Below are 24,253 nucleotides of genomic sequence, written 5' to 3' on the forward strand. Positions count from 1 at the left end.
AACACCCGTCAAGGAGATTGTCATGGTCGATCCGCGCACCCCCGTCATCGTCGGCGTCGGACAGTTCACCGAGCGCATCGATCTGGATGGCTACCGCGGTATGTCCTCGGTCGAGCTGGCCACCGAGGCTGCCAAGGCGGCCTTGCACGATTGCGGGGCTGACGCTGCTGCCGTGGCGCAGTCAATCGACACCGTGGCGGGTACTCGGCAGTTCGAGATCTCCGGCCCGCAGACGCCATCCCTGGGCATCTCCAACAACTATCCGCGCTCGGTGGCACGCAACGTCGGTGCTGAGCCGGCCCGCGCCATCCTCGAGGTGATCGGCGGCCAGAGCCCGCAGCATCTGGTCACCGAATTCTCTGCTGCCATCGCCGCAGGCGAGGCAGACGTGGTGATGCTGTTCGGCTCGGAGAACACCTCCACGCTGCGTCACTTCTCCAAGCGCGACGACAAGCCGGACCACTCCGAGACCGTCGACGGTCAGTTGGACGACCGCGGCTTCGGTTACGACGGCATCTTCGACGAGTACACGGTCAAGCATGGGCTGATCGGCGCCCCGGTGCAGTACGGCCTCCTGGAGAATGCGCGACGGGCCCGGCTCGGACTGTCGGTGGCCGACTATCGGCAGGCGATGGCCGAGCTGTTCGCACCCTTCTCGAAAGTGGCTGCCAAGAACCCATATTCGTCGTCTCCGGTGGAGCGCTCGGTGGAGGAGCTGGCCACCGTCACCGAGAGCAACCGGATGATCTGTGACCCGTACCCGCGCATGATGGTGGCTCGCGATCAGGTCAACCAGGGCGCTGCGGTGTTGCTGATGTCAGTGGAGGCCGCACGGAAACTCGGTGTGCCCGAGGAGAAGTGGGTGTACCTGCGCGGGCATGCCGACATGAAGGAAATCAAGCTGCTCGAGCGCACCGAACTCGGTTACAGCGATGCTGCGGTGATCGCGGTGAACGAGGCGCTGCGGATCGCCGGCATCAGCCTTGACGACATCGCGGCCTTTGATCTGTACAGCTGCTTCCCGTTCCCGGTGTTCAACATCTGCGACGGCACCGGTTTGGCGCCCGACGACGAGCGGGGCCTGACGCTCACGGGCGGCCTGCCCTTCTTCGGTGGCCCGGGCAACAACTACTCCATGCACGGCATTGCCGAGGCTGTCAGTGAAATGCGTGACAAGCCGGGGCGATTCGCCCTTGTCGGTGGCAACGGCGGGATCGCGAGCAAGTACTCGGTCGGCATCTACTCCACTGAGCCTGCCGATTGGGTGGCCGACGGCTGTGCCGCTCTGCAGGAGGAGTTCAACACGCAGGAGCGTGTCGCCATCACCGAAAAGGCCGACGGCTCAGCGTCAATAGAGACTTACACGGTGCGCTATGACTGGACACCGCGCACCGGCATCATCATCGGGCGCCTGGACTCCGACGGCAGTCGCTTCTTGGCGACGACGACGGACGAGGCTCTGGTGGCGTTGCTGACCGACGGTGAGCCACTGGGCGCGTCGATCGTCGTGAAATCAAGCGAGAAGCGGAACACCGCCACGCTGGCGTAGCCCAGGCTCCTGCCGAGCAGACGCAAAACTGCCCAATTTCCATGGAAAAAGGGCAGTTTTGCGCCTGCTCGCGCGAAGGACTAGACGAGCGAAGCCAGCTTGCCGGCGAGCCGCTCCACATAGGCCGACACCTCGGCCTCGGACTTGTCGGGCAGCCCGAACAGCACCTCGGTGACGCCCAGTTCGCGCCAGTGCGCGAGCTTCTCAGGGTCCGGCTTGAAGTCCAGCGCCACGATCTGCGGGGCACCGTCGCGCCCCGCGGCGGCCCAGGTGTCCTGCAACAGCTTGACCGGCTCGTCGATGTTGAAGTCGCGAGGCGTGGTGATCCAGCCGTCGGCCGACTTGGCGATCCACTTGAAGTTCTTCTCGTTGCCGGCCGCGCCCACCAGAATCGGGATGTGCGGCTGCACGGGCTTGGGCCAAGCCCAGGACGGCCCGAAATTCACGAATTCGCCGTCGTACGAGGCTTCTTCCTCGGTCCACAGCGCCCGCATGGCTTCCAGGTACTCGCGCAGCATGGTGCGACGGCGGCCTGGGGGAACCTTGTGATCGGCGAGTTCGTCGGTGTTCCAACCGAATCCGACGCCGAGGCTCACCCGCCCGCCGGACAGGTGATCCAGGGTGGCGATGGATTTGGCCAGGGTGATCGGGTCATGCTCGACGGGCAGGGCGACGGCCGTCGACAGCCGCACCCGCGAGGTCACTGCGCACGCGGTGCCCAGCGACACCCACGGATCGAGGGTGCGCATATAGCGGTCGTCGGGCAGAGACTCGTCACCCGTGGTGGGGTGGGCGGCCTCGCGCTTGATCGGGATGTGGGTGTGCTCGGGGACGTAGAACGTCGTGAAGCCGTGATCGTCGGCGAGTTTGGCGGCCTTGGCCGGGGCGATGCCGCGGTCACTGGTGAAGAGAACAAGCCCGTAGTCCATGACCAGAATTAGAACGTGTTTCAGTCCTAGTAGCAAGACGGTCCGTCTCGTTAGGTGGGTCGGACCGAAGAAAACTTCATCGCGAGCGATACCCGCGACGCCCGCCTCTGGGTTTGCTGGGATTCCCCGCATGACGACTGAACGCATCGCCGACCACGTCAAATTCGCCTACTGGGTGCCTAATGTCAGCGGCGGCCTGGTCACCAGCGATATCGAGCAGCGCACCGACTGGAACTTCGAATACAACAAGAAGCTCGCGCAGACCGCGGAGAACAATGGCTTCGAGTACGCCCTGTCGCAGGTTCGCTATGAGGCCAGCTACGGCGCGGAGTACCAGCACGAGTCCACCAGCTTCAGTCTCGCCCTGTTGCTGGCGACGCAGAGGCTCAAAGTGATCGCCGCTGTCCATCCGGGGCTGTGGCAACCGGCGGTGCTGGCCAAGCTGGGCGCCACCGCCGACCATCTCAGCAATGGCCGCTTCGCCGTCAACGTCGTCTCGGGCTGGTTCAAAGACGAGTTCACCCATCTGGGCGAGCCGTGGCTCGAGCACGACGAGCGCTATCGGCGAAGCGCAGAATTTCTCCAGGTACTCCGCGCTATTTGGACGAACGACGACCCTGTGGAATTCCGCGGCGACTTCTACCGCATCCACGATTTCACGCTCAAACCCAAGCCGCTCAACACTCCCGAGCGTCCCAACCCCGAGTTGTTCCAGGGCGGCAACTCCACCGCGGCCCGGCGCAACGGCGGCCTCTACGCGGACTGGTACTTCTCCAACGGCAAAGACTTCGACGGCCTCACCGAACAGCTTGTCGAGGTACGCGACCATGCTCGTGGCGCAGGCCGTGAGGTGAAGGTCGGGCTGAACGGCTTCATCATCGCCCGGGACACAGAAAAAGAGGCAAAGGACACACTCAGGGAGATCGTCGCGAAGGCCAACAAGCCGGCCGTCGAAGGCTTCCGTAGCGCGGTGCAGCAGGCCGGCAACTCCACCGGGGACAAGAAGGGCATGTGGGCCGATTCCAGTTTCGAGGATCTGGTCCAGTACAACGACGGCTTCCGCACCGGGTTGATCGGCACACCCGAGCAGATCGCCGAACGCATCGCCGACTACCGCAAACGTGGCGTGGATCTGATCCTCGGCGGATTCCTGCATTTCCAAGAGGAAATCGAGTATTTCGGCGCCAACGTGCTGCCGCTGGTCCGCGAAATCGAGGCAGCCGAAACAGATTCCGCCGACACACCGGTCCTGGTATCGGCTTGAGACCGCTCTGACACCACGCACGCGCGCCCGGCTCCCGGCCGGGTGCGCTAGCGTGGAAGCTCGAATCGCTCACGTGGTCGGTATTCATGCCTGCGTGAACACACGTCGCGAAGCTCGATAGCACAGGAGAGGTCATGACCTACCCGCCCAGTAATCCCGGATACCCGCCGGCCCCGCAATCGGGTTCGCAGTTCGATGCGACCCAGCAGTTCGCCAAGGCGGTTCCCGCTCCGGCTCCGTCAGCCCCGTCGGCCGGCTCGGCCGCTGCGGCGCCCGGCGAGAACAAGCTGCCCGAGATCCTGCTGGCCGTGGTGGCCGTTGCCGGTCTGCTCACCTACTTCGTCAGCTTTGCCCTCGACATCACGATCGTGGTCGGCACCTGGGTCGTACCGCTGGCGTTGGCCGGCGCGCTCGTGGCCGGAGTGAGCGTGCTGCCCAAGCAGAAGACCCGCGTCACCGCGGCTGTTGTGCTGTCCACCGTCGCGTTCCTGCTCTCGATCCCGGTCGTGCTGGCCGCGCCTGGTGGCGAATCGGATTGGGCGCTGTACGCCATGCTGGTCCTCACCCTGATCCAGGCCGGCGCCGCGATCGCAGCGCTGCTGTTCGAAGCGGGAATCATCACGCCTCCGGCCCCCAAGCCGCAGTTCGATCAGCAGCCGCAGTACGGCCAGTACGGTGGCCCGTCGCAGTACTACGGTCAGCAGCACCAGCCGCAGCACGGTGGCCAGTCCTACCAGCAGGCTCAGCCGCAGCAGCCCGGCTACCCGTCGCAGTACGGCGGCTACTCCGGTGGGCAGAACACCGGTGGTTTCCCGGTTCAGCCCCCGCAGGGTCAGCAGCCGAGCGGCCCGCCGACGCCTCCGACCGGCTACCCCACCTATGGCCAGCCGCAGCAGTCGGGCTCTTCGGCGCCCTCTGCCGGCCCGGCACAGCAGCCGCCTTCACAGCAATCTGGCCCTGCGCCGTCGTAAGCTGATCGGCGCGTGCGCTTCCCGCGCACGCGCCGATCATTGCGAGGAGCAGCCCACCAAGTGAGTAACCGGCCAGTCGGCACCCGCCAGGCACGTGAGTTGCTCCGGGTCGCGTTCGGGCCGTCCGCCGTCGCACTGGTGATCATCGCGGCGGTTGTGTTGTTGCAACTGCTGATCGCCAACAGCGACATGACGGGCGCGTTCGGTGCGATCGCCAGCATGTGGCTGGGCGTGCACCAGGTGCCGGTATCGATCGGCGGCCGCGAGCTGGGCGTGATGCCGCTGCTGCCGGTGATGGCGATGATCTGGGGCACCGCCCGCACGACAGCCGCGGCCACCGCCCCGAATTCTTCCTGGTTCGTCACGCGCTGGGTCGTCGCCTCGGCGCTCGGCGGACCCATCCTGATCGCAGCCGTCCTGTTGGCCGTCATTCACGACGCAGCCTCGGTGATCAGCGAACTGCAGACCCCCAGTGCACTGCGTGCGTTCTGCAGCGTGCTGGTCGTGCATGTGATCGGGGCACTGATCGGCGTCGGTTCCAAGGTGGGCCGGCGAATGCTGACCACGTCACGGGCCGCCACGCCATTGCCGGATTGGCTGCCAGACGCTTTTCGGGCCGCCACCGCCGGTGTGCTCGCGCTGTTCGGGCTTTCCGGTGCGGTGACGGCCGTGTCCCTGGTGGTGCATTGGGGCACGATGCACGATCTGTTCGCGATAACCGACAGTCTGTTCGGCCAGCTCAGCTTGACTCTGTTGTCGATCCTCTATATCCCCAACGTGATCGTGGGCGCCTCGGCCATCGCGGTCGGATCCAGTGCCCATGTCGGGTTGGCCGCGTTCAGTTCGTTCACCGTGTTCGGCGGCGACATCCCCGCCGTGCCGGTTCTCGCCGCAGTACCCACTCCGCCGCTGGGCCCGATCTGGGTGGCACTCCTGATCGTGGGGGCGGCCTCGGCAGTGGCGGTGGGTCAGCAGTGTGCACGACGCCCGCTTCCGATCGGGCCGGCCACCGGGAAGTTGCTGGTGGCCTCGACGCTGGCCGCGGTGACGATGGCACTGGCCGGGTTCGCCGGTGGCGGACGGCTGGGCAATTTCGGTTCCGTCGGGGTGGACCAGGCGACGTTTGCGCCCGCGGTGTTCCTGTGGTTCGTCGGGATCGGCGGGCTGACGGTGGCGATGTCGGGCGGCCTGACGCGCAAGCCACGGCCGGTGGCCCCGCGGCCCGAGCCCGTACCCGTACCCGAGCCCGAGGTTGAGTCCGAGCCAGAGGTTGACGACGTGCCCGTCGACGAGGGCGACATCGAGTACGACGAACCAGACGCCGAGCCCGAGCTCGAACCCGACGAACCTCTGGTGTCCTGGTCGGCCGAGGAGCCCGCAGCCGAGGAGCCCGCAGCCGAGGAGCCGGCGGTCGACGAGCCCGTCGAGCCCGTCGAGTACGTCGACAGGTACGTCGAATACGAAGAAGTGCAGGAAACCGTCTACGAACCTCGCCCCCGGCACCATGAAGACCTCGATGACGATCCCGAGGACCACTTCATCGTCGACGACATCCCCGGCGACCCAGCGACCGGCGATCAGCCGCGCCGCGCGGGCGACTAGGCTGCTGCGCGTGCAGCAACCGCTACAAGTGCCTCCGAGTGCACCGGCACGGCTGGTAGTGCTGGCTTCGGGGACCGGGTCGTTGCTCGCCTCGCTACTGGCCGCCGCCGCCGACGACTACCCGGCGCGAGTTGTCGCGGTCGGAACCGACCGGAAGTGTGCCGCGATGGACATCGCGGCAGGGGCAGGATTGCCGTCCTACACCGTCCGGCTGGGCGACTACCCGGACCGCGACGCCTGGGATGCCGCGCTCACCGCGGCCACTGCCGAACACCAACCCGACCTGGTGGTCTCGGCCGGGTTCATGAAAATTCTCGGCGGCCAGTTCCTTTCCTGTTTCCCCGGTCGCGTCGTCAACACGCATCCGGCGTTACTGCCCGCTTTTCCCGGCGCGCATGCGGTGCCCGAGGCGCTGGCGTACGGGGTGCGGGTGACGGGCTGCACGGTGCATCTCGTGGACTCCGGGATGGATACCGGGCCGATTCTGGCCCAGCAGGCCGTCGAGGTGCTCGATGATGACACTGAAGAGACTTTGCATGAGCGCATCAAGGTGGTCGAACGTCGACTGCTCGTGGATGTGTTGGCCGCGCTGGCAATCCGCGGCGTGACCTGGACTGGACGAAAGGCGACCATAGGGTGAGCGAGAAGAAACCGATCCGGCGAGCGCTGATCAGTGTCTATGACAAGACCGGCCTGGCTGATCTGGCCCGCGGTCTGCACGAGGCGGGCGTGGCCATCGTCTCCACTGGGTCGACCGCCAAAACCATTGCTGCCGCCGGTGTTCCGGTTACGCCGGTGGAAGAGGTGACGGGTTTCCCCGAGGTGCTCGACGGTCGGGTGAAGACCTTGCACCCGCGCGTCCATGCCGGCCTGCTGGCCGATACCCGCAAGCCCGAACATGTTGCGGCGCTGCAGGAACTCAACGTCGAGGCGTTCGAACTCGTGGTGGTGAACCTCTACCCGTTCTCCGAGACTGTGGAGTCCGGCGCATCGGTGGACGAGTGTGTCGAGCAGATCGATATCGGCGGGCCGTCGATGGTGCGTGCGGCCGCCAAGAACCATCCGAGTGTGGCCGTGGTGGTGGATCCGCTGGGCTATGACGGTGTGCTGGCCGCGGTCCGGGCCGGTGGATTCACCCTCGATGAGCGGAAGAAGCTGGCGTCGTTGGCGTTCCGGCATACGGCCGAGTACGACGTGGCGGTCGCGAGCTGGATGGGTTCCACCCTGGCGCCCGAAGAGCCCAAGCAGCCGCTGCCGGCCTGGTTCGCCGGCACCTGGCAGCGCAATGCGGTGCTGCGCTACGGCGAGAACCCGCATCAGCAGGCTGCGGTGTACCGCGACGACTCCGCGTGGCCGGGGCTGGCTCAGGCCGAGCAGTTGCACGGCAAGGAGATGTCCTACAACAACTACACCGACGCCGACGCGGCGTGGCGGGCGGCGTTCGACCACGAAGAGATCTGCGTGGCGATCATCAAGCACGCCAACCCGTGTGGCATCGCGATCTCCTCGGAGTCGGTGGCCGACGCGCACCGCAAGGCCCACGAGTGCGATCCGCTGAGCGCGTTCGGTGGCGTGATCGCCTCCAACACCGAGGTCAGTGTCGAGATGGCCGAGACGGTCGCCGACATCTTCACTGAGGTCATCATCGCCCCGGCATACGAGGCCGGGGCGGTGGAAATCCTGGCGCGCAAGAAGAACATCCGGATCCTGGTGGCGTCCGAGCCGCTGATCGGTGGTATCGAGTTGCGCCAGATCAGTGGCGGGGTGCTGCTGCAGCAGCGCGATGCGCTCGACGCCGAGGGCGACGATCCGGCCAACTGGACGCTGGCCACCGGTGAGCCGGCCGACCCGCAGACCCTGAGCGATCTGGTGTTCGCCTGGCGGGCCTGCCGCGCGGTGAAGTCCAACGCGATCGTGGTCGCCAAGGACGGCGCCACCGTGGGTGTCGGTATGGGACAGGTGAATCGCGTCGATGCGGCGGGGCTGGCCGTGCAGCGTGCCGGCGACCGCGTGCCCGGTTCGGTCGGTGCCTCCGATGCGTTCTTCCCGTTCCCCGACGGCTTGGAGACGCTGACGAACGCCGGCGTCAAGGCCATCGTGCACCCGGGCGGGTCGGTGCGTGACGCCGAGGTGACCGCAGCCGCCGAGGCCGCGGGCATCACGCTGTACCTCACCGGCGCAAGGCATTTCGCGCACTAGTCGGCGGTGCCGTTTCTTCGCTTTGGTTCGCCGTTTTCTACACCTGGGCTGTGGATCGCGTGGGTTGGCGACCCCCAGGTAGAAAACGGCGCACCATTGCCGAGTGTGCCCGCGTCGCTTTCCACGCCTGGGTTGTGGCGAGTTCACGATCACGACCCAGAGGTGGAAAACGGTGAAGCACCACGCCGGGCAAATGCCTCACGGACCCGGTGCAGGATGAATGCCCTGCTGTGTTCGGCGACGACGCGGATGTCAATCCAGCCCTCGCGTTCGATGAGCTCGTTGCGGCCGATGTCGTGCACATAGCGCGGCCGATCCGTGGCGTGGTGTTTCCCTTCGTAGTCCAGGCCCACCTTGACGTCGTCGTAACCCATGTCGATGAACGCCTCGTTGAAACCGTCGCTCACCCGGATCTGCGTGCGCGGGCGTCGGAAACCTGCATCGATGAGAAGCAGCCGCAGCCACGTCTCCTTCGGAGATTGCCCGCCCGGATCCATCAGGTCGAGTGCTGTTCGAGCACTCCGGATTCCACGGAGCCCGCGATACCGAGCAGCCAGTTCGAGCACCTGTCCGGCTTCGATACCCGTCGCGATGGCCAGCGCATCCAGATGTGCCACCGCCTCGTCGCGGGGAAGGAAACGCGCCAGATCGAGTGCTGTCCGCAGCGGCGAGGTGACAGCGAAATCGCCGATCCGGCAAATCTCGTCGGGCCTGATGCGTTCCTCGCGCACGATGATGCCGGGCCGACGACGCCCGTGCTCGGTGATCAGTTCCACCGGCGCATCGTCGTCGATCCACTGTGCGCCGTGCAGAGCTGCGGCGGCTCGGCCGGCGATGATCCCGCGACGACCAGTCCACAGCCACGCGGCCATGGTGTTGGCCTGCATGGTTCGGACGGCCTCCCTCACGAGGTAGACGCGTGGATGCGCCGAGGCGTATCGCCATCGCAGTTGGCCCCGGGTGAGGCTTCCCGCTGCGAGCGCTTCTGGTCCGATGATTGGGATGCTCATGGACCCGACGATCAGCATCGCGACTGACGGATTGACGGCGCTCACGTGTACCCCTGCTGGGATTGGGGATGAACCATGCGCTGTGGATCAAGCGGCGCGACGACGTTTTCTACCCCAGGGTCGTTACGGTGCGGCCGTCACAGCCCCCACGTGGAAAGCGGCGAGCATGCCGGCCGCGGCGGCTCACCGTTTTCCACCCAGGGGTCGCTAAACCACGCGATCAACAGCCCAGGGGTAGAAAACGGCGCAGAGGCGCAGGCGAGCCCACCGCAGAGGTGCAGGCGCGCCCACCGCACACCCGCAGAGCCCCTAAGCGCTCACCTCATCCTCGGCCTCGGCGGTCGCGTACGTGATGAACGACGTGATCTCCTCGACCGCGTGACGGGCATCGGGGTTGATGTCGAAGCTGAGCTGGAACATGTGCATTGCCCTGTCCCACACCTGAACCCACACCGGAACACCGCTGGCCTGAAGCTTGTCGGCCAGCACGAACGTGTCGTTGAGCAGCATCTCGTGGGTGCCGACCTGCAGCAGGAACGGGCCGAGCCCGTGCAGGTCTGCTTCGGGTGGCATCACCGGTGTAGGGCGGGTGCCGTTGACCGTGGCGAAGACGTCGTAGATGAACTTCACCGTCATGAACGGGAACATCACATCGCGATGTTCTTGCAGTGCACGGTATTTCAGATCCATGTCGGACGAGGTGAGCGGTGAGAGCAACACCTGTCCGGCGGGCACCGGCAGCCCGGCATCGCGTGCGGCGATCGCGGTGTCTGCGGCGAACAGCCCGCCGGCCGAATCACCGGCCAGGACAATCCGATCGGGCGTGAACCCGAGCGACAGCGCCAGGCGGTAGCCGTCAAGCCCGTCGGTCACCGCGGCCTCGAAGTCGGCCTGTGGGGCCAGCCGGTAGCCGATGTTGAGGACACGTGCCCCGGTAGCGGCGGACAGCTTCGACACGAAGCGGCGGTGCGAGTTCAGGCCGAGGGTCACCAGTGCCGAGCCGTGCAGATAGACGATCACCCGATCGGAGTCGCGGGCTTCGGGGGCGGTCACCCATTCGGCCGGGCAGTTCGGCAGCGCCACTGGTGTCACCTCGGTGCCGGGCAGCGGCTTGATGAACCGCAGGGGCCGGTCGATGACGTCGAGATGTGCGCGCTGCAGCAGTGCAGGGGCGACGCGGTTGATGCCCATTCCGATCAGGGTCAGCAGACCCAGCAATGGACGGACGAAGATCGCGGTGGTCCAGCCTAGTGCTCTGGACTGCAGGGATGCGGGGCCGAAGTGCACGGTGGCCGGCCGGCTACGCCAATCGAGCGAATTCACGATACCCAGGGTACCGGGTACCTGAAAGCGATCGGCTCAGGGCAGGGCGACGGTGGCCTGGGCCTCGATCGCCTTGTTGATGTCGGTCAGCGCCCCCTTGTCGCGATCCAGCGCGTCGGCGTTGATCTGCAGCACGTACACGGCGCCGGGTCCCTGGATCACGATGGTGGTCTGGGTGATTGCGCGGCGCTGTTCGCCCTTGGCATAGGAGCCGGCCAGGTGGACCGAGGGGAACCCGCTGATCTCCCCGCGGGTCACGTCACCGTTCGGCTGGTAGTCCGCCAGGTTCTGCAATTCGTTGGGAGCGTACTCAAGCAGCTTGTTGGGATCGACGTCACCGGTCAGCTTGGAGATCAACGAGATGACCGACGGAGGATCCGGCGGGTTGGTCGGGTCGTTGACCATCGCCGAGTAGGCCCACGCTGGGGTGCGGGTGCCGGCGTCGATCCATCCGGGCGGAATCGGCCAATTGAACACCGGCGCGCCCGGATCGCCGCGATGAACCGGCGTTTCGACGATGCCGCTCTTCTTGATGTAGTCGGCGATGGTGAAGGCGTGTCCGGCCGGCTTGGGTGAGGTCGTGGTCGTCTCGCCGGATGTATCGGTGGCGACCGCCGACGTGGTCTCGCCGCCGGCGTTGTTGTTTTCGTCGCCTCCCGAGCCGACTGCGAAGGCGATGCCGCCGACGAGCAGGATCACCCCGGCGATCGCGGCCGCCGCCAGGATGAGGTTGCGCCGGTTGTTCTGCTTCTTCGGAATCGGGGTGTGCGGCAGCGGGGGTGGCCCGAAGTTGGTCTGCGGCGGCCCGACCGGTCCGGGGGGCCCCGACGGCCCGGCGAGGCCCTGCATGCCGACCGGCGTGTTGCCCGCCACGGGTTTGCGGGAGGAGGTCTCGTTACCTGCCCACGACGAGGTGAACACCGGTGGTTCCGACGGGGGTGCCTGCCGCGGGTTCGACGGCGAGAGCGGCGTCGGCGGCGGGTTCACCGGTTTCGGGATGATCAGCGGGGTGGTGGGCGGCGCGGGCTCGTGGGCCCGGACCGGGGTGCGCACCTCGGGAGTGGTTCCGGTGGCCGCCTCGGCCAGCGCGACCGCGAAGTCGTGGCACGTGTCGTAGCGGTCCTTGGCATCCTTGGACAGCGCCTTGGCCATCACCGAATCGAACACGGCCAGTTCAGGTTTCGTGTCGGCGAGCTTGGGCGGCGGCGAGTTGAGGTGGTGGCTGATCACCACCGCCGGGTTGCTGTGGGCGAACGGCGGGGTGCCGGTGAACAGACGGTAGGCGGTGGCGGCCAACGAGTACTGGTCGGCCCGGCCGTCGAGCGGCTGCCCCATCAGCTGCTCGGGTGCGGTGTAGGACATCGAGCCCACGGTGATGTTGGTCGAGGTGAGCCCGTTGACCTCGTCGGCGCGGCGGGCGATGCCGAAGTCGGTCAGCATGATGCGACGCTTGGAACCCTGTTTGCTGGTGAGCAGGATGTTGGCGGGTTTGACATCGCGGTGCAGCAGCTTGCGCTGGTGCGCATAGTCCAGTGCGTCGCCGACGGCGGTGACGACCTCGATGACGTCTTCGGCCGGCATGCCCTTCGGGTACTGGTCGTGCAGAAGCCGGGCGGCATCGTGCCCGTCGACGAAGTCCATCGAGATCCACAACCGGTCCTCGAACTCGCCGCGGTCATGCACGCCGACGATGTGTGGGTGCCACAGCGTGGCCGCCATGTCAGCCTCGCGGATGAACCGCTGCCGGAATTCGTTGTCCGAGCTGACGCTGATGGGCAGCACTTTGAGAGCGTCCTCGCGGGGTAACCGCGGGTGGGACGCCAAATAGACCTCGCCCATGCCTCCAGTGCCCACCAACCGAACGATGGTGAACCCTGCGAATTCCTGACCGCTAGCCAACGGCATGGAGCGCAGACTACCGGTAGCGACGCTCGGGCAACGACTATGCCGGGGGAGTGGCTCGCGCGTGCCGGGCGCCAGTTCTGCCGGGTGGCGATGTGCGCGGGCGGGTTCAGTCGTAGCGTGGAGTGGTGAGCCAACCCAAGGATCTGCCTCGTACTGTCGGTGAGCTGCGCGCTTCCGGCCATCGCGAGCGGGGCGTAAAAGCCGAAATTCGGGAGAATCTGCTGTCCGCACTCGCCGACCGCCGCGATGCCTGGGCTGGGATTCTCGGTTTCCAGGACACCGTGATCCCGCAGCTGGAGCGGGCTTTGATCGCGGGCCACGACGTGGTGCTGCTCGGGGAACGCGGCCAGGGCAAGACGCGGCTGCTGCGTGCGTTGACGGGGCTGCTCGACGAGTGGACGCCGGTGATCGCCGGGTCTGAGCTGGGTGAGCATCCATACAGCCCGATCACGCCGGAGTCGATCCGCCGGGCCTCCGATTCCGGCGACGATCTGCCGATCGAGTGGCGCCACCGCAGTGAGCGGTATACGGAGAAGCTGGCCACCCCGGACACCAGCGTGGCCGATCTCGTCGGCGACATCGATCCGATCAAGGTGGCCGAGGGGCGCAGCCTGGGTGACCCGGAAACGATCGCCTACGGGCTGATTCCGCGGGCCCATCGCGGCATCGTGGCTGTCAACGAGCTGCCGGACCTGGCCGAGCGGATTCAGGTGTCGATGCTCAACGTGATGGAGGAGCGCGACATTCAGGTCCGCGGCTACACGTTGCGGCTGCCGCTCGACGTTCTCGTCGTCGCGAGCGCGAATCCCGAGGACTACACGAACCGCGGCCGGATCATCACCCCGCTCAAGGACCGGTTCGGTGCCGAGATCCGCACGCACTACCCGTTGGAGATCGACGACGAGGTCGGGGTGATCCGCCAGGAGGCTCAGTTGGCCGCCGAGGTCCCGGAGTACCTGATCGCTGTGCTGGCCCGGTTCGCCCGCAATCTGCGCGAATCGAGCTCGATCGACCAGCGGTCCGGTGTGTCGGCCCGGTTCGCGATCGCTGCCGCCGAGACGGTGGCGGCCTCGGCGCGGCACCGTTCCGCCATTCTCGGCGAGGACGATCCGGTGGCCCGGGTGGTCGATCTGGCGACCGTGATCGATGTGCTGCGCGGCAAGTTGGAATTCGAGAGCGGTGAGGAGGGGCGTGAGCAGGCGGTGCTGGAGCACCTGCTTCGCCGCGCCACCGCCGACACTGCTCAGCGGCTGCTGGGCGGAATCGACGTCGCCCCGTTGGTGGCCGCGGTCGAGGAGGGCTCGCCGGTGACCACGGGTGAGCGGGTGTCGGCCAAGGATGTCCTGGCCGCGCTACCCGATCTGGCTGTCGTCGACGCACTGGCATCCCGGGTGGGTGCGGTATCGATCGGTGAGCGGGCCGCTGCGGTCGAATTGGCGTTGGAGGCGCTGTATCTGGCCAAGCGTGTGGACAAGGTGTCCGGGGAGGGCGAGACGGTATATGGCTGATCCTGGCCGCGTTCACGGCCACACCTCGCGGTATTCGCGATACACCGGTGGCCCTGACCCGTTGGCACCGCCGATCGATCTGCGCGACGCTCTGGAGCAGATCGGTCAGAGCGTCATGGAGGGCAGCTCGCCCCGCCGCGCCCTCTCGGAGCTGATGCGGCGCGGCACCGAGGGCATGCGTGGCACCGACCGGCTGGCCGCCGAGGCCAACCGCAAACGGCGGGAGTTGTTGCAGCGGCACAACCTTGACGGCACCTTGCAGGAGATCAAGAAGCTGCTCGACGAGGCCGTGCTCGCCGAGCGCAAGGAGCTGGCCCGCGCCCTCGACGACGACGCGCGGTTCGGTGAACTGCAGATGGAGGCGCTCTCGCCGTCACCGGCCAAGGCCGTGCAGGAGCTCGCCGATTACGACTGGCGCAGCCCCGAGGCGCGGGAGAAGTACGGGCAGATCAAGGATCTGCTGGGGCGCGAGATGCTGGATCAGCGTTTCGCCGGCATGAAGGAGGCGTTGGAGAACGCCACCGACGAGGACCGGCAGCGGGTCAACGACATGCTCGATGACCTCAACGCTCTGCTGGACAAGCACGCCCAGGGGAATGACTCGCCCGAGGACTTCCAAGAATTCATGGGCAAGCACGGGGAGTTCTTCCCGGAAGACCCGCAGAACATCGACGAGCTGCTGGACTCGTTGGCCAAGCGGGCCGCGGCCGCGCAGCGGTTCCGCAACAGCCTGTCGGCCGAGCAGCGGGCCGAGCTGGACTCCCTGGCGCAGCAGGCTTTTGGTTCGCCGTCGTTGATGGACGCGCTGAACCGGCTCGACGGGCACCTGCAGGCCGCCCGACCAGGCGAGGACTGGAGCGGTTCTGAGCGGTTCTCGGGCGGCGACCCGCTGGGCATGGGCGAGGGCGCCCAGGCGCTGTCGGACATCGGCGAGTTGGAGCAGCTGGCCGACGCGTTGTCGCAGAGCTATTCCGGGGCGTCGATGGACGACGTCGATCTTGAGGCGCTGGCTCGTCAGCTCGGAGAGGACGCGGCAGTCGATGCCCGCACCCTGTCCGAGTTGGAGAAGGCCCTGGTGAATCAGGGCTTCATCGACCGGGGCTCCGACGGACAGTGGCGGCTTTCGCCCAAAGCCATGCGTCAGCTCGGCCAGACCGCGTTGCGTGATGTGGCGCAACAGCTTTCGGGTCGGCACGGCGAGCGGGACACGCGTCGGGCCGGTGCGGCGGGGGAGTTGACCGGGGCGACCCGGCCCTGGCAGTTCGGCGACACCGAGCCGTGGAACGTCACCCGCACGGTGACCAACGCGGTGCTGCGTCAGGCCGGTACCGGGACCGCCGAGCGGCCCATCCGGTTCGCCGTCGAGGACGTGGAGATCTCCGAGACCGAGACCCGCACCCAGGCTTGCGTGGCGCTCTTGGTGGACACCAGCTTCTCCATGGTGATGGAGAACCGCTGGCTGCCGATGAAGCGCACGGCGCTGGCGCTGAACCACCTCGTGAGCACCCGATTCCGCTCAGATGAGTTGCAGATCATCGCCTTTGGCCGCTACGCGCGCACCGTGACCGCCGGCGAGTTGACTGGCTTGGAGGGCGTGTACGAGCAGGGCACCAACCTGCACCATGCGCTGGCGCTGGCGTCGCGGCATCTGCGTCGTCATCCCAATGCCCAACCGGTCGTGCTCGTGGTGACCGATGGCGAGCCCACCGCGCACCTGGAGGATTTCGGGGACGGCGCCGGATCTGAAGTGTTTTTCGACTACCCTCCACACCCGCGCACCATCGCCCACACGGTTCGGGGGTTTGACGAGGTGGCCAGGCTCGGCGCCCAGGTGACGATCTTCCGGCTCGGCTCTGATCCCGGCCTGGCCCGGTTCATCGACCAGGTGGCCCGCCGCGTGCAGGGCCGCGTGGTGGTGCCCGATCTCGACGGACTGGGTGCCGCCGTCGTCGGCGACTACCTGCACTCGCGTCGGCGCTAGCTATTTGGCGCCGACTGCGACGCAAACGTCGTGCGGCGATGCTGTTGACGACATTTGCGTCACTTTCGACGCCGTGGGGAGCCACACCGACTGCGGCTGCGTCCAAGTACACATGCAGATTCCGTTCGTTGGTGCGGATGTCGTCGCGGCGGGCCATCTGACCAAAGGCCAGCTGCGCTCGCGGTATCGGCAGATCTACAGCGGAATTTACGTTCCGCGGCGTCATGAGCCATCGCTTCGAGATCGCATTCTCGGTGCACACCTCGCGGCACCCAATGCGGTGGTCACCGGAGTGGCCGCTTCGGCGATGTACGGGGCGAAATGGGTCGGTGACGACGCTCCGATCGAGCTCATCACAGCAACACGGCGACAACCCGGGCTGGTCGTACGACGGGAAACCTTGCACGCCGACGAGTGGTGGAAGGTCGGGGCAGAGTACGACGGCGAGCAGCACCTCAAGAACCGCAGGCAGTACGTGCTCGACGTGGTGGTCAACCGGACGCTGCGAAGGCTCGGCTGGCACGTTCTTCACGTCATCAAGGAAGACCGCGCTGCCGAGATTGTGGGCGAGGCCCGCACCGCGCTGCTCGCCCGGGGCTGGCAACCACGTTGAAAGTGACGCAAACGTCGCTGACGACGCAGCTAACCGACCCCTGCGTCGCGCTCGGCGTGCAGAGGGCTCGCGTAGTCTCTGGGAGCGATGGGGGTCGAGAAGCGCGTTGCGGGTGTGGTCGTGTTGGCGGCCGGGCTGGCTCTCAGCGGCTGCACGCAGCTGACCGACGGCACCGCGACCGCCGGGTTCGAACCACCTGGAGGGGCGTCGTCGGGAGCGCCCGGTTACAAGGCCCAAACCTGCGAGCAGTTGCACTCGGATGCCTGGATCGAAGTTCCGGGGACCGGACCCGACGAGCCGCGGGTACGAGTCGCGCAACCGCCGGGCTGGGTGCCGGTGCCTGAGTTCGCCAAGGGCCCAGTCAAATTGGTGCTGCGCAATGAATCCCTCACCGACGGTGTGACGAATCCGGCCATCTCGGTGTCGATCGGAGATGCGACGGACGGGAACCGGTCGCCCGAGGACCTGCTGAATGAGACCATCAAGGGCTTTCAATCCATCGGTGCGGAGAACATCACCCAGGTGCCGTCCGAGATCTGTGGTTTCCCGGCGTTGATGGTCAACTACACGACCCCGCCCGATGACAAGATCAGCAAGACGAGCTACGTGACCTCCGTGTCGGTGATGGTGCCGCTCGGGGCGAAGGTCTGGAACATCGTGGCGTTGGCGCAGAGCACGGCGCCCAACAATCCCACCTTCATGGCCGACGCGCAGGTGATGCTGGCGGGTTTGCGGATCGCGATGCCGCGCTGAATCGCGGCGACGGCTCTTCAACGCGGCCGAGGAAATACCCTGCCCGGAACAATGCCGTAACACCGACGCAAATTACCCGGAATCTGACTGCGGCACTGCTTTCATTGCATTGGCAATAAGCCGGGCCGCCCGCGAGGCATGGCCATGCTTCGGCCATGCAACTGTTGCGTACCGCAACAATTACCTCTTCTGTTCTGAAGTGGCGAATTTAATTCATTGCATTGGCAATCAAATGGGCTGCCGGTGGTCGACCGTCTACGTGTCCTCAGGGTGAGGATGTTGCTCTGAACTGCGGAATGAGTGGTTGGCGGAGAGGTGCGGCGCCGTGCCGGACGGCGGACGTCCGGCTAGATATATGCGTCAACCCACTGGGTGGCGGTATCGCCCAATTGGATGACAATCTGTCGATCTTGATTGGGGATCGCGGTAGCAGGATTGGTAAATGAATTTCCTGCGTTATCGGTTGCAGGAGGGTGGGCCGACCCTTAGCATTCTCAGCAGTTTCTAAGTTGCCGCTGGCACAGGTGCGGATTCTGGGAACGGCCGTTTCGTCCTCTAGTCAAGGGGTCCACCGCATGGCTGTACGTCCGCTCATCACCACTGGTGCCGCACTGCTCAGCGCCGGCGCCATCGTCGCCGCGACTCCGGCGTTGTTCGTCCCCCGTGACCAGATCACCGTCGCCGCGCCGACCTCGGCCCTGACCCCGACCCGGCTGACGCAGGAGCAGGTCGATCTGCTTGCGCTGTCGCTGCAGGGCGCGTGGCAGTCGTTCACCCAGGGCTACGGCGGTATCTACACCCCGGGCCAGGTTCCCGAGATCGATCCGGTCACCGGCGAAATCGTCACCGACGCGGATGGGAACCCGGTGATGGTCGATGCACCCGGGGACTGCACCGCTGATGGAGCGGTGTGCCAGAAGGGCTTCACCGGGCTCGCGTATTACCTCAGTGACAACATCCTGCCGCTGGGCGACGTGGACAACATCTTCTTCGAGGGTGGCTTCACCGAACTCGCACACGTGGCCATCCGTACAGTCGCTTCGGCCATCGACTCGGTCGATCCGACCGGCCGGCTCGATCTGACCAAGCGTGTCGACGACTTCTTCGAAGGCGGCGCAACGCAACTCGTCGGCAATCTGCTGCTCGACAACCTGCCCCAGGACGGCTACGCCTACGGTCTGACCAACTCGTTCTTCTTCGGGTATGGCGACAATTCCGGAATCTACGCAGCGTTCACCTACGTGGTCGATGCCATCGCTCAGGGCACTTCGACTCCCACGCCGAATCTGATCAACCCGCTCGACTCCGGCCCTTCCTTGTTCTCGACGGAGGAAGAGAGCAACAGCGACACCATGCTGCTGGCCAAGAAGGACACCAGCCTGAGCTCCACCACGGTGCCCGAACCGGGATCGCTGTTGAACTTGTCGACGAAGAAGTTCGAGTCGCCGCTGAAGAACCTGATGCAATTGCCGTTGAAGGCTCCCGCCGCAGATGAGACCAAACTCGTTGCAGATCTTGACGCCACCGAACAGGACGTGGTGAAGGGGCCCGACAGCCCGGTCGAGGGAGGCATCGGAGCCATCCCGCTGGGCGGTGAGATTCCCACGCCGGAAGCTCCGAAGTTCGAACCCCCCAAGGGCCCCGAGTTCAAGGTGCCCGATCTGAAGATTCCCGAGTTCAAGATGCCGGAGCTGAAGGCGCCCGACATCACGCCCAAGAGCACGGTCAAGGACAAAGAACCCGCGACGGAAGACGATACGAAGGCGGGCGTCGACACCAGGACCGGCAACAAGGTCACGCCACCCATCCTCTTCGGCGACGGCAAGCCGAAGGGCGAGTCCAACGGCAGCAAGTTCCTGAAGAAACTGGACGAGGCCGTCAAGAACGCCACCGGCGCCGACAAGGACAACGGAAGCGACAGCGGCGGCGACAAGTAGCCGCGCGGCAGGGGAAACTGAGTGCACTCTCAGTTGTTTCTCAGGTTCTGACGACAGTCAGAATGTTCGCTCGCGCCTGTGACCTGGGCTTATTGACTTTTGCGTAAGTCCGACCCTGGCCGGCGTTTTCCGGCGCTGTTGCCAATCATGGAAATACCGACCTAATCATTGGCGGCCGCTGCTGCTTTTTACGACGGGAGGCCGCCGGCGTTCGGCGGCGATTTTTCGGCCCGCCGACGGCCGTGCCCGTGCCGCCCGGGAATGAGCCGTGACGGCGGGTTGCCCCGGCGCCGACGCGCGGCGGATCGCGGACGGCCGTAACCGGCATCATGCGCACTGACCTAGGAATATGGGTGGTCCTGCCGCGGGGGCCGTGCCGTGCTGACCGGACGGGTGGACGAGTGTGCCGGACTGCGACCTCCGGTGGTCGCGCCACGGATTCCATAGCTGCCAACCCGCACTTATATGCCGGGCGGGTGCAGCGGCAACGATATTCGAAATTAGCTGGCAGTGAATCGGTCGGGAATTTCGCGTTCGGCCACGAAATATTTGTCGGAGTAGTCCCGCAAAAGCCGCACCCTGGCGGCGCCTCAGACGGCTCCTGTCCCGCGTCGAGAGAGGTTGCGGGAGGTGGTGACGGGAATTACCCTTCTCAAGGACTTCTAAGGTAGTACGCACATACCGGGACGGATTCTCAGGAATCCGTCCCCGCGCTTGAGATAAGGGGCCACACCCACATGGCAGTCCGTCCACTCGTCACCACTGGTGTGGCCCTGCTCAGCGCAGGCGCGCTGGTCGCCGGCACTCCTGCGCTGTTCGTTCCCCGCGACGAGATCACGGTTGCCGCCTCGACCGCGGAAGCCCCTGCGCACCGGACCATGACTGCCGCGCAGATCAGCCTGGTGGCGCTTTCGCTGGAAGGAGCCTTGGGTTCCTTCCTCGATGGTTACGGCGGGTACTACTACCAGGGCTATGTTCCTGCCCCCACCCCCGGCTACGTCCTCAACGAGGACAACGAACTCGTTGATCCGGGGGAGGACACCCCGGACTCCACGCCTCTCTTCGGTCCAGATGGAAAGCCTCTCTATCGCGACGAGGACGGGCATCTTGTCGCGGCAACCGTCGGCGACATGGGCAACGTCCAGTTCTACGACGCGGCCGGCAACAAGGTCAACGAGAACTTCTACGACCCGGGCAACTGCTCGGCCACCGGCGCGATGTGCCATGACGGTTTCACCGGCCTGGCTTATTACCTCAGCGACAACGTCCTGCCGCTCGACGTCTTCGACAACATCTTCTTCGAGGCCGGCGCCACCGAGTTCGCCTATCTCGGTTCAGTCGTCGCCGCCTCGATCGTCGATGCATTCGACCCGACCCAACGTCTGCAGCTGTCGAAGCGGGTGGACGAATTCTTCGGGGGCGGGGCCGCGACGGTCGTCGGCAGCATTCTGAACGACAACCTGCCCGATGGCAGTTTCGCGCAGGACCTCAGCAACTCGTTCTTCTTCGGGTACGGCGATGCCACGGGTATCACCGCCGCCGTCACCTACATCGTCGACACCGTGAGGGCGGTGCTCACTCCCGAGGCGCCATCTGAAGGGGGCGACACCTTCAGCCTCCTGTCGGCGCAGGAGGAGACCGCGGCCAAGACGGAAGCCGAGCCGGATTCGGTGACGTCCACGAAACTGCCGAACCTCAGCAAGCTGCTCAGCCTGCCGACGAACGCCGAGTCGCCTCTCAAGAAGCTTGTGGACAAGCTCGAAGCGCCCGCCGAGTCCAAGCTCGTCAAGACGCTCGACCTCAAGGCCGAGGACACCACGGTCGACGAGACCGCCGAGGGAGGCACCGAGACAGTCACGCCCGTCGTCGAGGTTTCGAACTCTGCGACCCCAGAAGTCAAGGCGCCCAAGCTTCCTGAGCTCAAGCTGCCCGAGGTCAAGCTCCCGGAGATCAAGCTGCCGCAACGCGAGATCGAGGCCGTGGACGCCGATGAGGCAGCGGCTTCGACGGAGACCGCCACGACCACGGCCACCGGCACCGGCACTGGCACCGAGACCAAGGGCACATCCGGAACCGGCGCCGAGACCAAGTCCGGCACCGGCAGCTCGCTGGTCCGCGACAGCTTGGTGGCCAAGCCCGAGCGCAAGTCCACCGAGCGCAAGAAGTCGGCCGGCGAGAAGTTCGTCGAGAACGCGACGAAGAATCTGGAGAAGGCGTTCAAGGCCACGCCCAAGACCAAGGCCGGTGCGGACTCGCACGAGAAGGCCAAGGACGGCAACGCCAACGCTCACGCCGACGCCAATGGTGACTCCGGCGACAAAGACAAGAAGAGCGACAAGTAGCAGCTGGCTCGACACAACGGCCCCCTCCAAAACGGAGGGGGCCGTTGCGTTTTCACGTTCTTCGGCCAGCCCTGTGTACGCGCTGTGAATTCTCATGATCGTGTGCCGAACAGCAAATGAACAACGTCGCCAGTACCTATCCTGCCTGCTCGCGGTGCCTTAGGTTCGCTGGCGGGCCAGTGGCAATGTTCAGCTGCGTGGCTCCAATTCAGCTGTGGCGCAACGCCAATCACGAGAGGTTACAGGCATGGCAAAACATCGGAAGATCTCCGAGCGGTCGGTACGGGGCCGGACTTTGGTAGGTGGGATCCTCGCGGGCGGTGCGCTGGCGATGACTGGGCCGGCCGGGATGGCGCTCGCCGTGCCCACCAACACCGGTAACCCGTCTGCCGACGCCGTGGGGCGTCCCGATCTGGGTAACCCGGCCCCTGGCGTCCGCGTCACGCAGGCGGTCGGCGATCAGGTCTTCAACCAGAAGACCCCGGTCAACAAGGCCCTCGATGACAGCGATCTGGGCAAGGTTTACCACCTGAATTACGGGACCACGAGCACGGGCGCCGTCGACCCCAAGACGGGCAAGGTTGACCCCGGCACCAACGGCGTCGTCAAGGGCGAGCTGAACGTCAACGCCGGCAAGTACTACTACGACGATCTTCAGGCGCGCGGCCTCGCGCTTCCCGACGAGAAGAACCTGCCGGGTGTCCTGCCCAAGCTGGCCAGCGGCAACACCTCGACCGTCTCGGCCAAGTCGGGTTCCACCGCCAAGCCGTCCAACTGTGTGGCGGCGGGCGGCATGAAGGTGAGCGCACAGGCAGCCAGCTGCTGACAGTCACCGGATAACACGACGGGCGGGCCTTCGGGCCCGCCCGTTCTGTCTGTCAATCGGTCTGGTTGCGGCGCTTCTTGCGTTTGACGCTGACGCTGCCCCACAGGGAGAAACCGCGGATGTGGACGCGCGGTGCCCCGGACGTGCCGACTCCGTCGACGCTGTGATCGAAGTTCCCCATCACGCCCACACCATCGACATCCACATTCACCTCGGGTGGCACCAGGATGGTCTGCCCGCCGAAGATCGAATAGGTGCGGACATCGACGTCGGGTGCGGTGAAATCGGCGTAGCGCAGATCGACCACTCCGCCACCGAAGAGGGCGAACGTCGTCAGCTTCTTCGGCACGTTCCACCGGCCGCGGCGCTCGAACCCGCTCATGATCGCCAACAGCAGCGTCGAGGGGGCGGGGCGACACTGGCTGGCCGAACAGTTCACCGCGCCGGGAAGGTCGCGGCTGAGGCGGGCCAGATCGTCATAGGTCTGCGCCGCGTAAGCCTTTGCTAGCCGGTCCTCGTATTCGGCCATCGGCAGCCGGCCCGCGGCGGCAGCATCAGTGAGCAGCTGCGCCACCTGGATGCGGTCGGTGTCGGCAGCCCGCATCGACCTGTCCTGCGGCGCTGAAGTGCTCATCGCTGTCGAGCCTACGACGATCGCTGTCACATGCAAGACCAGTAGCCAAACTGTGTCGCCAGGGTGGCGACAGTGGACCATGCCCAGAGCCGGTGATCTAACCGCCGATACCCAGATAGTCCCGGAACGAGACGCCGTCGACTGCATTTTCCGGGGTCAGATTGGCCCCGGACCTGTAACCGGCGACGATCCGGCCGGGGATGGTGAATCTGGCCACCCGGCGCACGCTGTTGTGTGCTGACAGATACATCTGTCCCAATTCTGGGTGACTGTGGACGCCGGGGCCGCCGATGTCGGGCACCCGCCCGGCCGGCTCGGAATCGATCAATGCAACCAGTCGGGCGGCCACATCCCGGGTGTCGATCGGCTGAAACCGGACGTCGCGCAACGCCCACAGAACGGGCGAAAATCGCTGTGCCGAGAACGTCTTTTCAATTAGCTCGTGGAACTGCGTCGCGCGCAGGATCGTGTGCCCCACCCCGGACGTCTCGAGCGCCTGCTCGACCCGCAACTTGGTCTTGTAATAAGGAAGCGGTATGTCGTCGATCCCGACGATCGAGATATAGATGAGGTGCCCGACGCCCTTGCGTCGTACGGCCTCGATCAGGTTCCGGGCTGCCCGTGCGTCCTTGCTCCCGGTGGCTTGCGTGGCGCAATGGACGACGACGTCCACCCCGTCGAGTGCGGCATCCAGACCGCCGGGGGACAGCAGATCGGCCTGGTGCCAATGCACGCCCGTGTAACCGATCCGCTCCCGGCGGCTCAACGCGCGGACCTGATGACCGGCATCGGTCGCCTCGGGCACGACGTGGTGACCGAGAGTGCCGCTCGCCCCGGTGACGAGCACAGTGCGTGGCATGTTGGCCACGCTACCGACGCGTCACCGGAGCTGTCAGCGGTTACGGGC

Annotated in this window: 19 protein-coding genes; 13 read left to right on the plus strand and 6 right to left on the minus strand. The window is 65.9% G+C overall.

Features of this window, described 5'->3' with window-relative positions:
• The first annotated feature begins 22 nt into the window (after nucleotides 1-22).
• Nucleotides 23-1,549: an acetyl-CoA acetyltransferase gene (locus ACZY08_RS18395; protein ID WP_463746064.1), complete on the plus strand. Its 1,527-nt coding sequence runs from the start codon at nucleotides 23-25 to the stop codon at nucleotides 1,547-1,549.
• Nucleotides 1,550-1,629: 80 nt separating this feature from the next.
• Here the strand turns inward: ACZY08_RS18395 and ACZY08_RS18400 are convergent, their stop codons facing one another.
• A complete protein-coding gene (locus ACZY08_RS18400; protein ID WP_463746065.1) occupies nucleotides 1,630-2,478 on the minus strand; it encodes an LLM class F420-dependent oxidoreductase in 849 nt (282 codons plus the stop codon).
• Nucleotides 2,479-2,608: 130 nt separating this feature from the next.
• Here ACZY08_RS18400 and sfnG point away from each other — a divergent pair, with 130 nt between their 5' ends.
• The 5 genes from sfnG to purH all read left to right on the plus strand — a co-directional run bounded on the left by sfnG (nucleotide 2,609) and on the right by purH (nucleotide 8,514).
• Complete coding sequence (sfnG, locus tag ACZY08_RS18405; RefSeq protein WP_463746066.1) at nucleotides 2,609-3,742, plus strand: dimethylsulfone monooxygenase SfnG; 1,134 nt, start codon at nucleotides 2,609-2,611, stop codon at nucleotides 3,740-3,742.
• 134 nt (nucleotides 3,743-3,876) lie between these two features.
• Complete coding sequence (locus ACZY08_RS18410; protein WP_463746067.1) at nucleotides 3,877-4,713, plus strand: DUF5336 domain-containing protein; 837 nt, start codon at nucleotides 3,877-3,879, stop codon at nucleotides 4,711-4,713.
• A gap of 60 nt (nucleotides 4,714-4,773) precedes the next feature.
• Nucleotides 4,774-6,315 carry a cell division protein PerM gene (locus tag ACZY08_RS18415; protein WP_463746068.1) on the plus strand — a complete coding sequence of 514 codons (1,542 nt, stop codon included), beginning with the start codon at nucleotides 4,774-4,776 and terminating at the stop codon, nucleotides 6,313-6,315.
• Nucleotides 6,316-6,325: 10 nt separating this feature from the next.
• Nucleotides 6,326-6,955, plus strand: coding sequence for a phosphoribosylglycinamide formyltransferase (gene purN, locus ACZY08_RS18420; RefSeq protein WP_463746069.1), 630 nt, complete (start codon nucleotides 6,326-6,328; stop codon nucleotides 6,953-6,955).
• Complete coding sequence (purH, locus tag ACZY08_RS18425) at nucleotides 6,952-8,514, plus strand: bifunctional phosphoribosylaminoimidazolecarboxamide formyltransferase/IMP cyclohydrolase (RefSeq protein WP_463746070.1); 1,563 nt, start codon at nucleotides 6,952-6,954, stop codon at nucleotides 8,512-8,514. Before purN ends, purH begins: the two co-directional genes overlap by 4 nt.
• Nucleotides 8,515-8,663: 149 nt before the next feature.
• Here purH and ACZY08_RS18430 read toward each other — a convergent pair whose 3' ends face one another.
• The 3 genes from ACZY08_RS18430 to ACZY08_RS18440 all read right to left on the minus strand — a co-directional run bounded on the left by ACZY08_RS18430 (nucleotide 8,664) and on the right by ACZY08_RS18440 (nucleotide 12,752).
• Nucleotides 8,664-9,524 (minus strand): hypothetical protein, encoded by an 861-nt coding sequence (locus ACZY08_RS18430; RefSeq protein ID WP_463746071.1) that lies wholly within the window; start codon nucleotides 9,522-9,524, stop codon nucleotides 8,664-8,666.
• A 309-nt stretch (nucleotides 9,525-9,833) separates the two neighbouring features.
• Nucleotides 9,834-10,847 carry an alpha/beta hydrolase gene (locus ACZY08_RS18435; RefSeq protein ID WP_463746072.1) on the minus strand — a complete coding sequence of 338 codons (1,014 nt, stop codon included), beginning with the start codon at nucleotides 10,845-10,847 and terminating at the stop codon, nucleotides 9,834-9,836.
• Nucleotides 10,848-10,883: 36 nt separating this feature from the next.
• The gene (locus tag ACZY08_RS18440; protein WP_463746073.1) at nucleotides 10,884-12,752 is read right to left on the minus strand and encodes an LpqN/LpqT family lipoprotein; all 1,869 of its coding nucleotides are present in this window, start codon (nucleotides 12,750-12,752) and stop codon (nucleotides 10,884-10,886) included.
• 125 nt (nucleotides 12,753-12,877) lie between these two features.
• On the opposite strand from ACZY08_RS18440, the gene ACZY08_RS18445 reads away from it, so the two are divergent.
• From ACZY08_RS18445 to ACZY08_RS18475, 7 genes are all read left to right on the plus strand, one after another.
• On the plus strand, nucleotides 12,878-14,260 hold the full coding sequence (locus tag ACZY08_RS18445; protein ID WP_463746074.1) for a sigma 54-interacting transcriptional regulator: 1,383 nt from the start codon (nucleotides 12,878-12,880) through the stop codon (nucleotides 14,258-14,260).
• Nucleotides 14,253-16,241 carry a vWA domain-containing protein gene (locus ACZY08_RS18450; RefSeq protein WP_463746075.1) on the plus strand — a complete coding sequence of 663 codons (1,989 nt, stop codon included), beginning with the start codon at nucleotides 14,253-14,255 and terminating at the stop codon, nucleotides 16,239-16,241. Before ACZY08_RS18445 ends, ACZY08_RS18450 begins: the two co-directional genes overlap by 8 nt.
• Before the next feature lie 73 nt (nucleotides 16,242-16,314).
• Complete coding sequence (locus ACZY08_RS18455) at nucleotides 16,315-16,854, plus strand: hypothetical protein (protein WP_463781836.1); 540 nt, start codon at nucleotides 16,315-16,317, stop codon at nucleotides 16,852-16,854.
• Nucleotides 16,855-16,941: 87 nt separating this feature from the next.
• A complete protein-coding gene (locus tag ACZY08_RS18460; protein ID WP_463746077.1) occupies nucleotides 16,942-17,607 on the plus strand; it encodes a hypothetical protein in 666 nt (221 codons plus the stop codon).
• A 575-nt stretch (nucleotides 17,608-18,182) separates the two neighbouring features.
• Complete coding sequence (locus ACZY08_RS18465) at nucleotides 18,183-19,544, plus strand: hypothetical protein (protein WP_463746078.1); 1,362 nt, start codon at nucleotides 18,183-18,185, stop codon at nucleotides 19,542-19,544.
• Nucleotides 19,545-20,281: 737 nt separating this feature from the next.
• Nucleotides 20,282-21,886, plus strand: coding sequence for a hypothetical protein (locus ACZY08_RS18470; protein WP_463746079.1), 1,605 nt, complete (start codon nucleotides 20,282-20,284; stop codon nucleotides 21,884-21,886).
• A gap of 247 nt (nucleotides 21,887-22,133) precedes the next feature.
• Nucleotides 22,134-22,712 (plus strand): hypothetical protein, encoded by a 579-nt coding sequence (locus tag ACZY08_RS18475; RefSeq protein WP_463746080.1) that lies wholly within the window; start codon nucleotides 22,134-22,136, stop codon nucleotides 22,710-22,712.
• A gap of 52 nt (nucleotides 22,713-22,764) precedes the next feature.
• On the opposite strand, the gene ACZY08_RS18480 is transcribed toward ACZY08_RS18475, so the two are convergent.
• Nucleotides 22,765-23,346 (minus strand): DUF1707 SHOCT-like domain-containing protein, encoded by a 582-nt coding sequence (locus ACZY08_RS18480; RefSeq protein WP_463746081.1) that lies wholly within the window; start codon nucleotides 23,344-23,346, stop codon nucleotides 22,765-22,767.
• A 97-nt stretch (nucleotides 23,347-23,443) separates the two neighbouring features.
• The gene (locus ACZY08_RS18485) at nucleotides 23,444-24,205 is read right to left on the minus strand and encodes an SDR family oxidoreductase (protein ID WP_463746082.1); all 762 of its coding nucleotides are present in this window, start codon (nucleotides 24,203-24,205) and stop codon (nucleotides 23,444-23,446) included.
• Nucleotides 24,206-24,253: the final 48 nt, after the last annotated feature.

Source organism: Mycobacterium sp. IDUB_9, assembly GCF_055419505.1.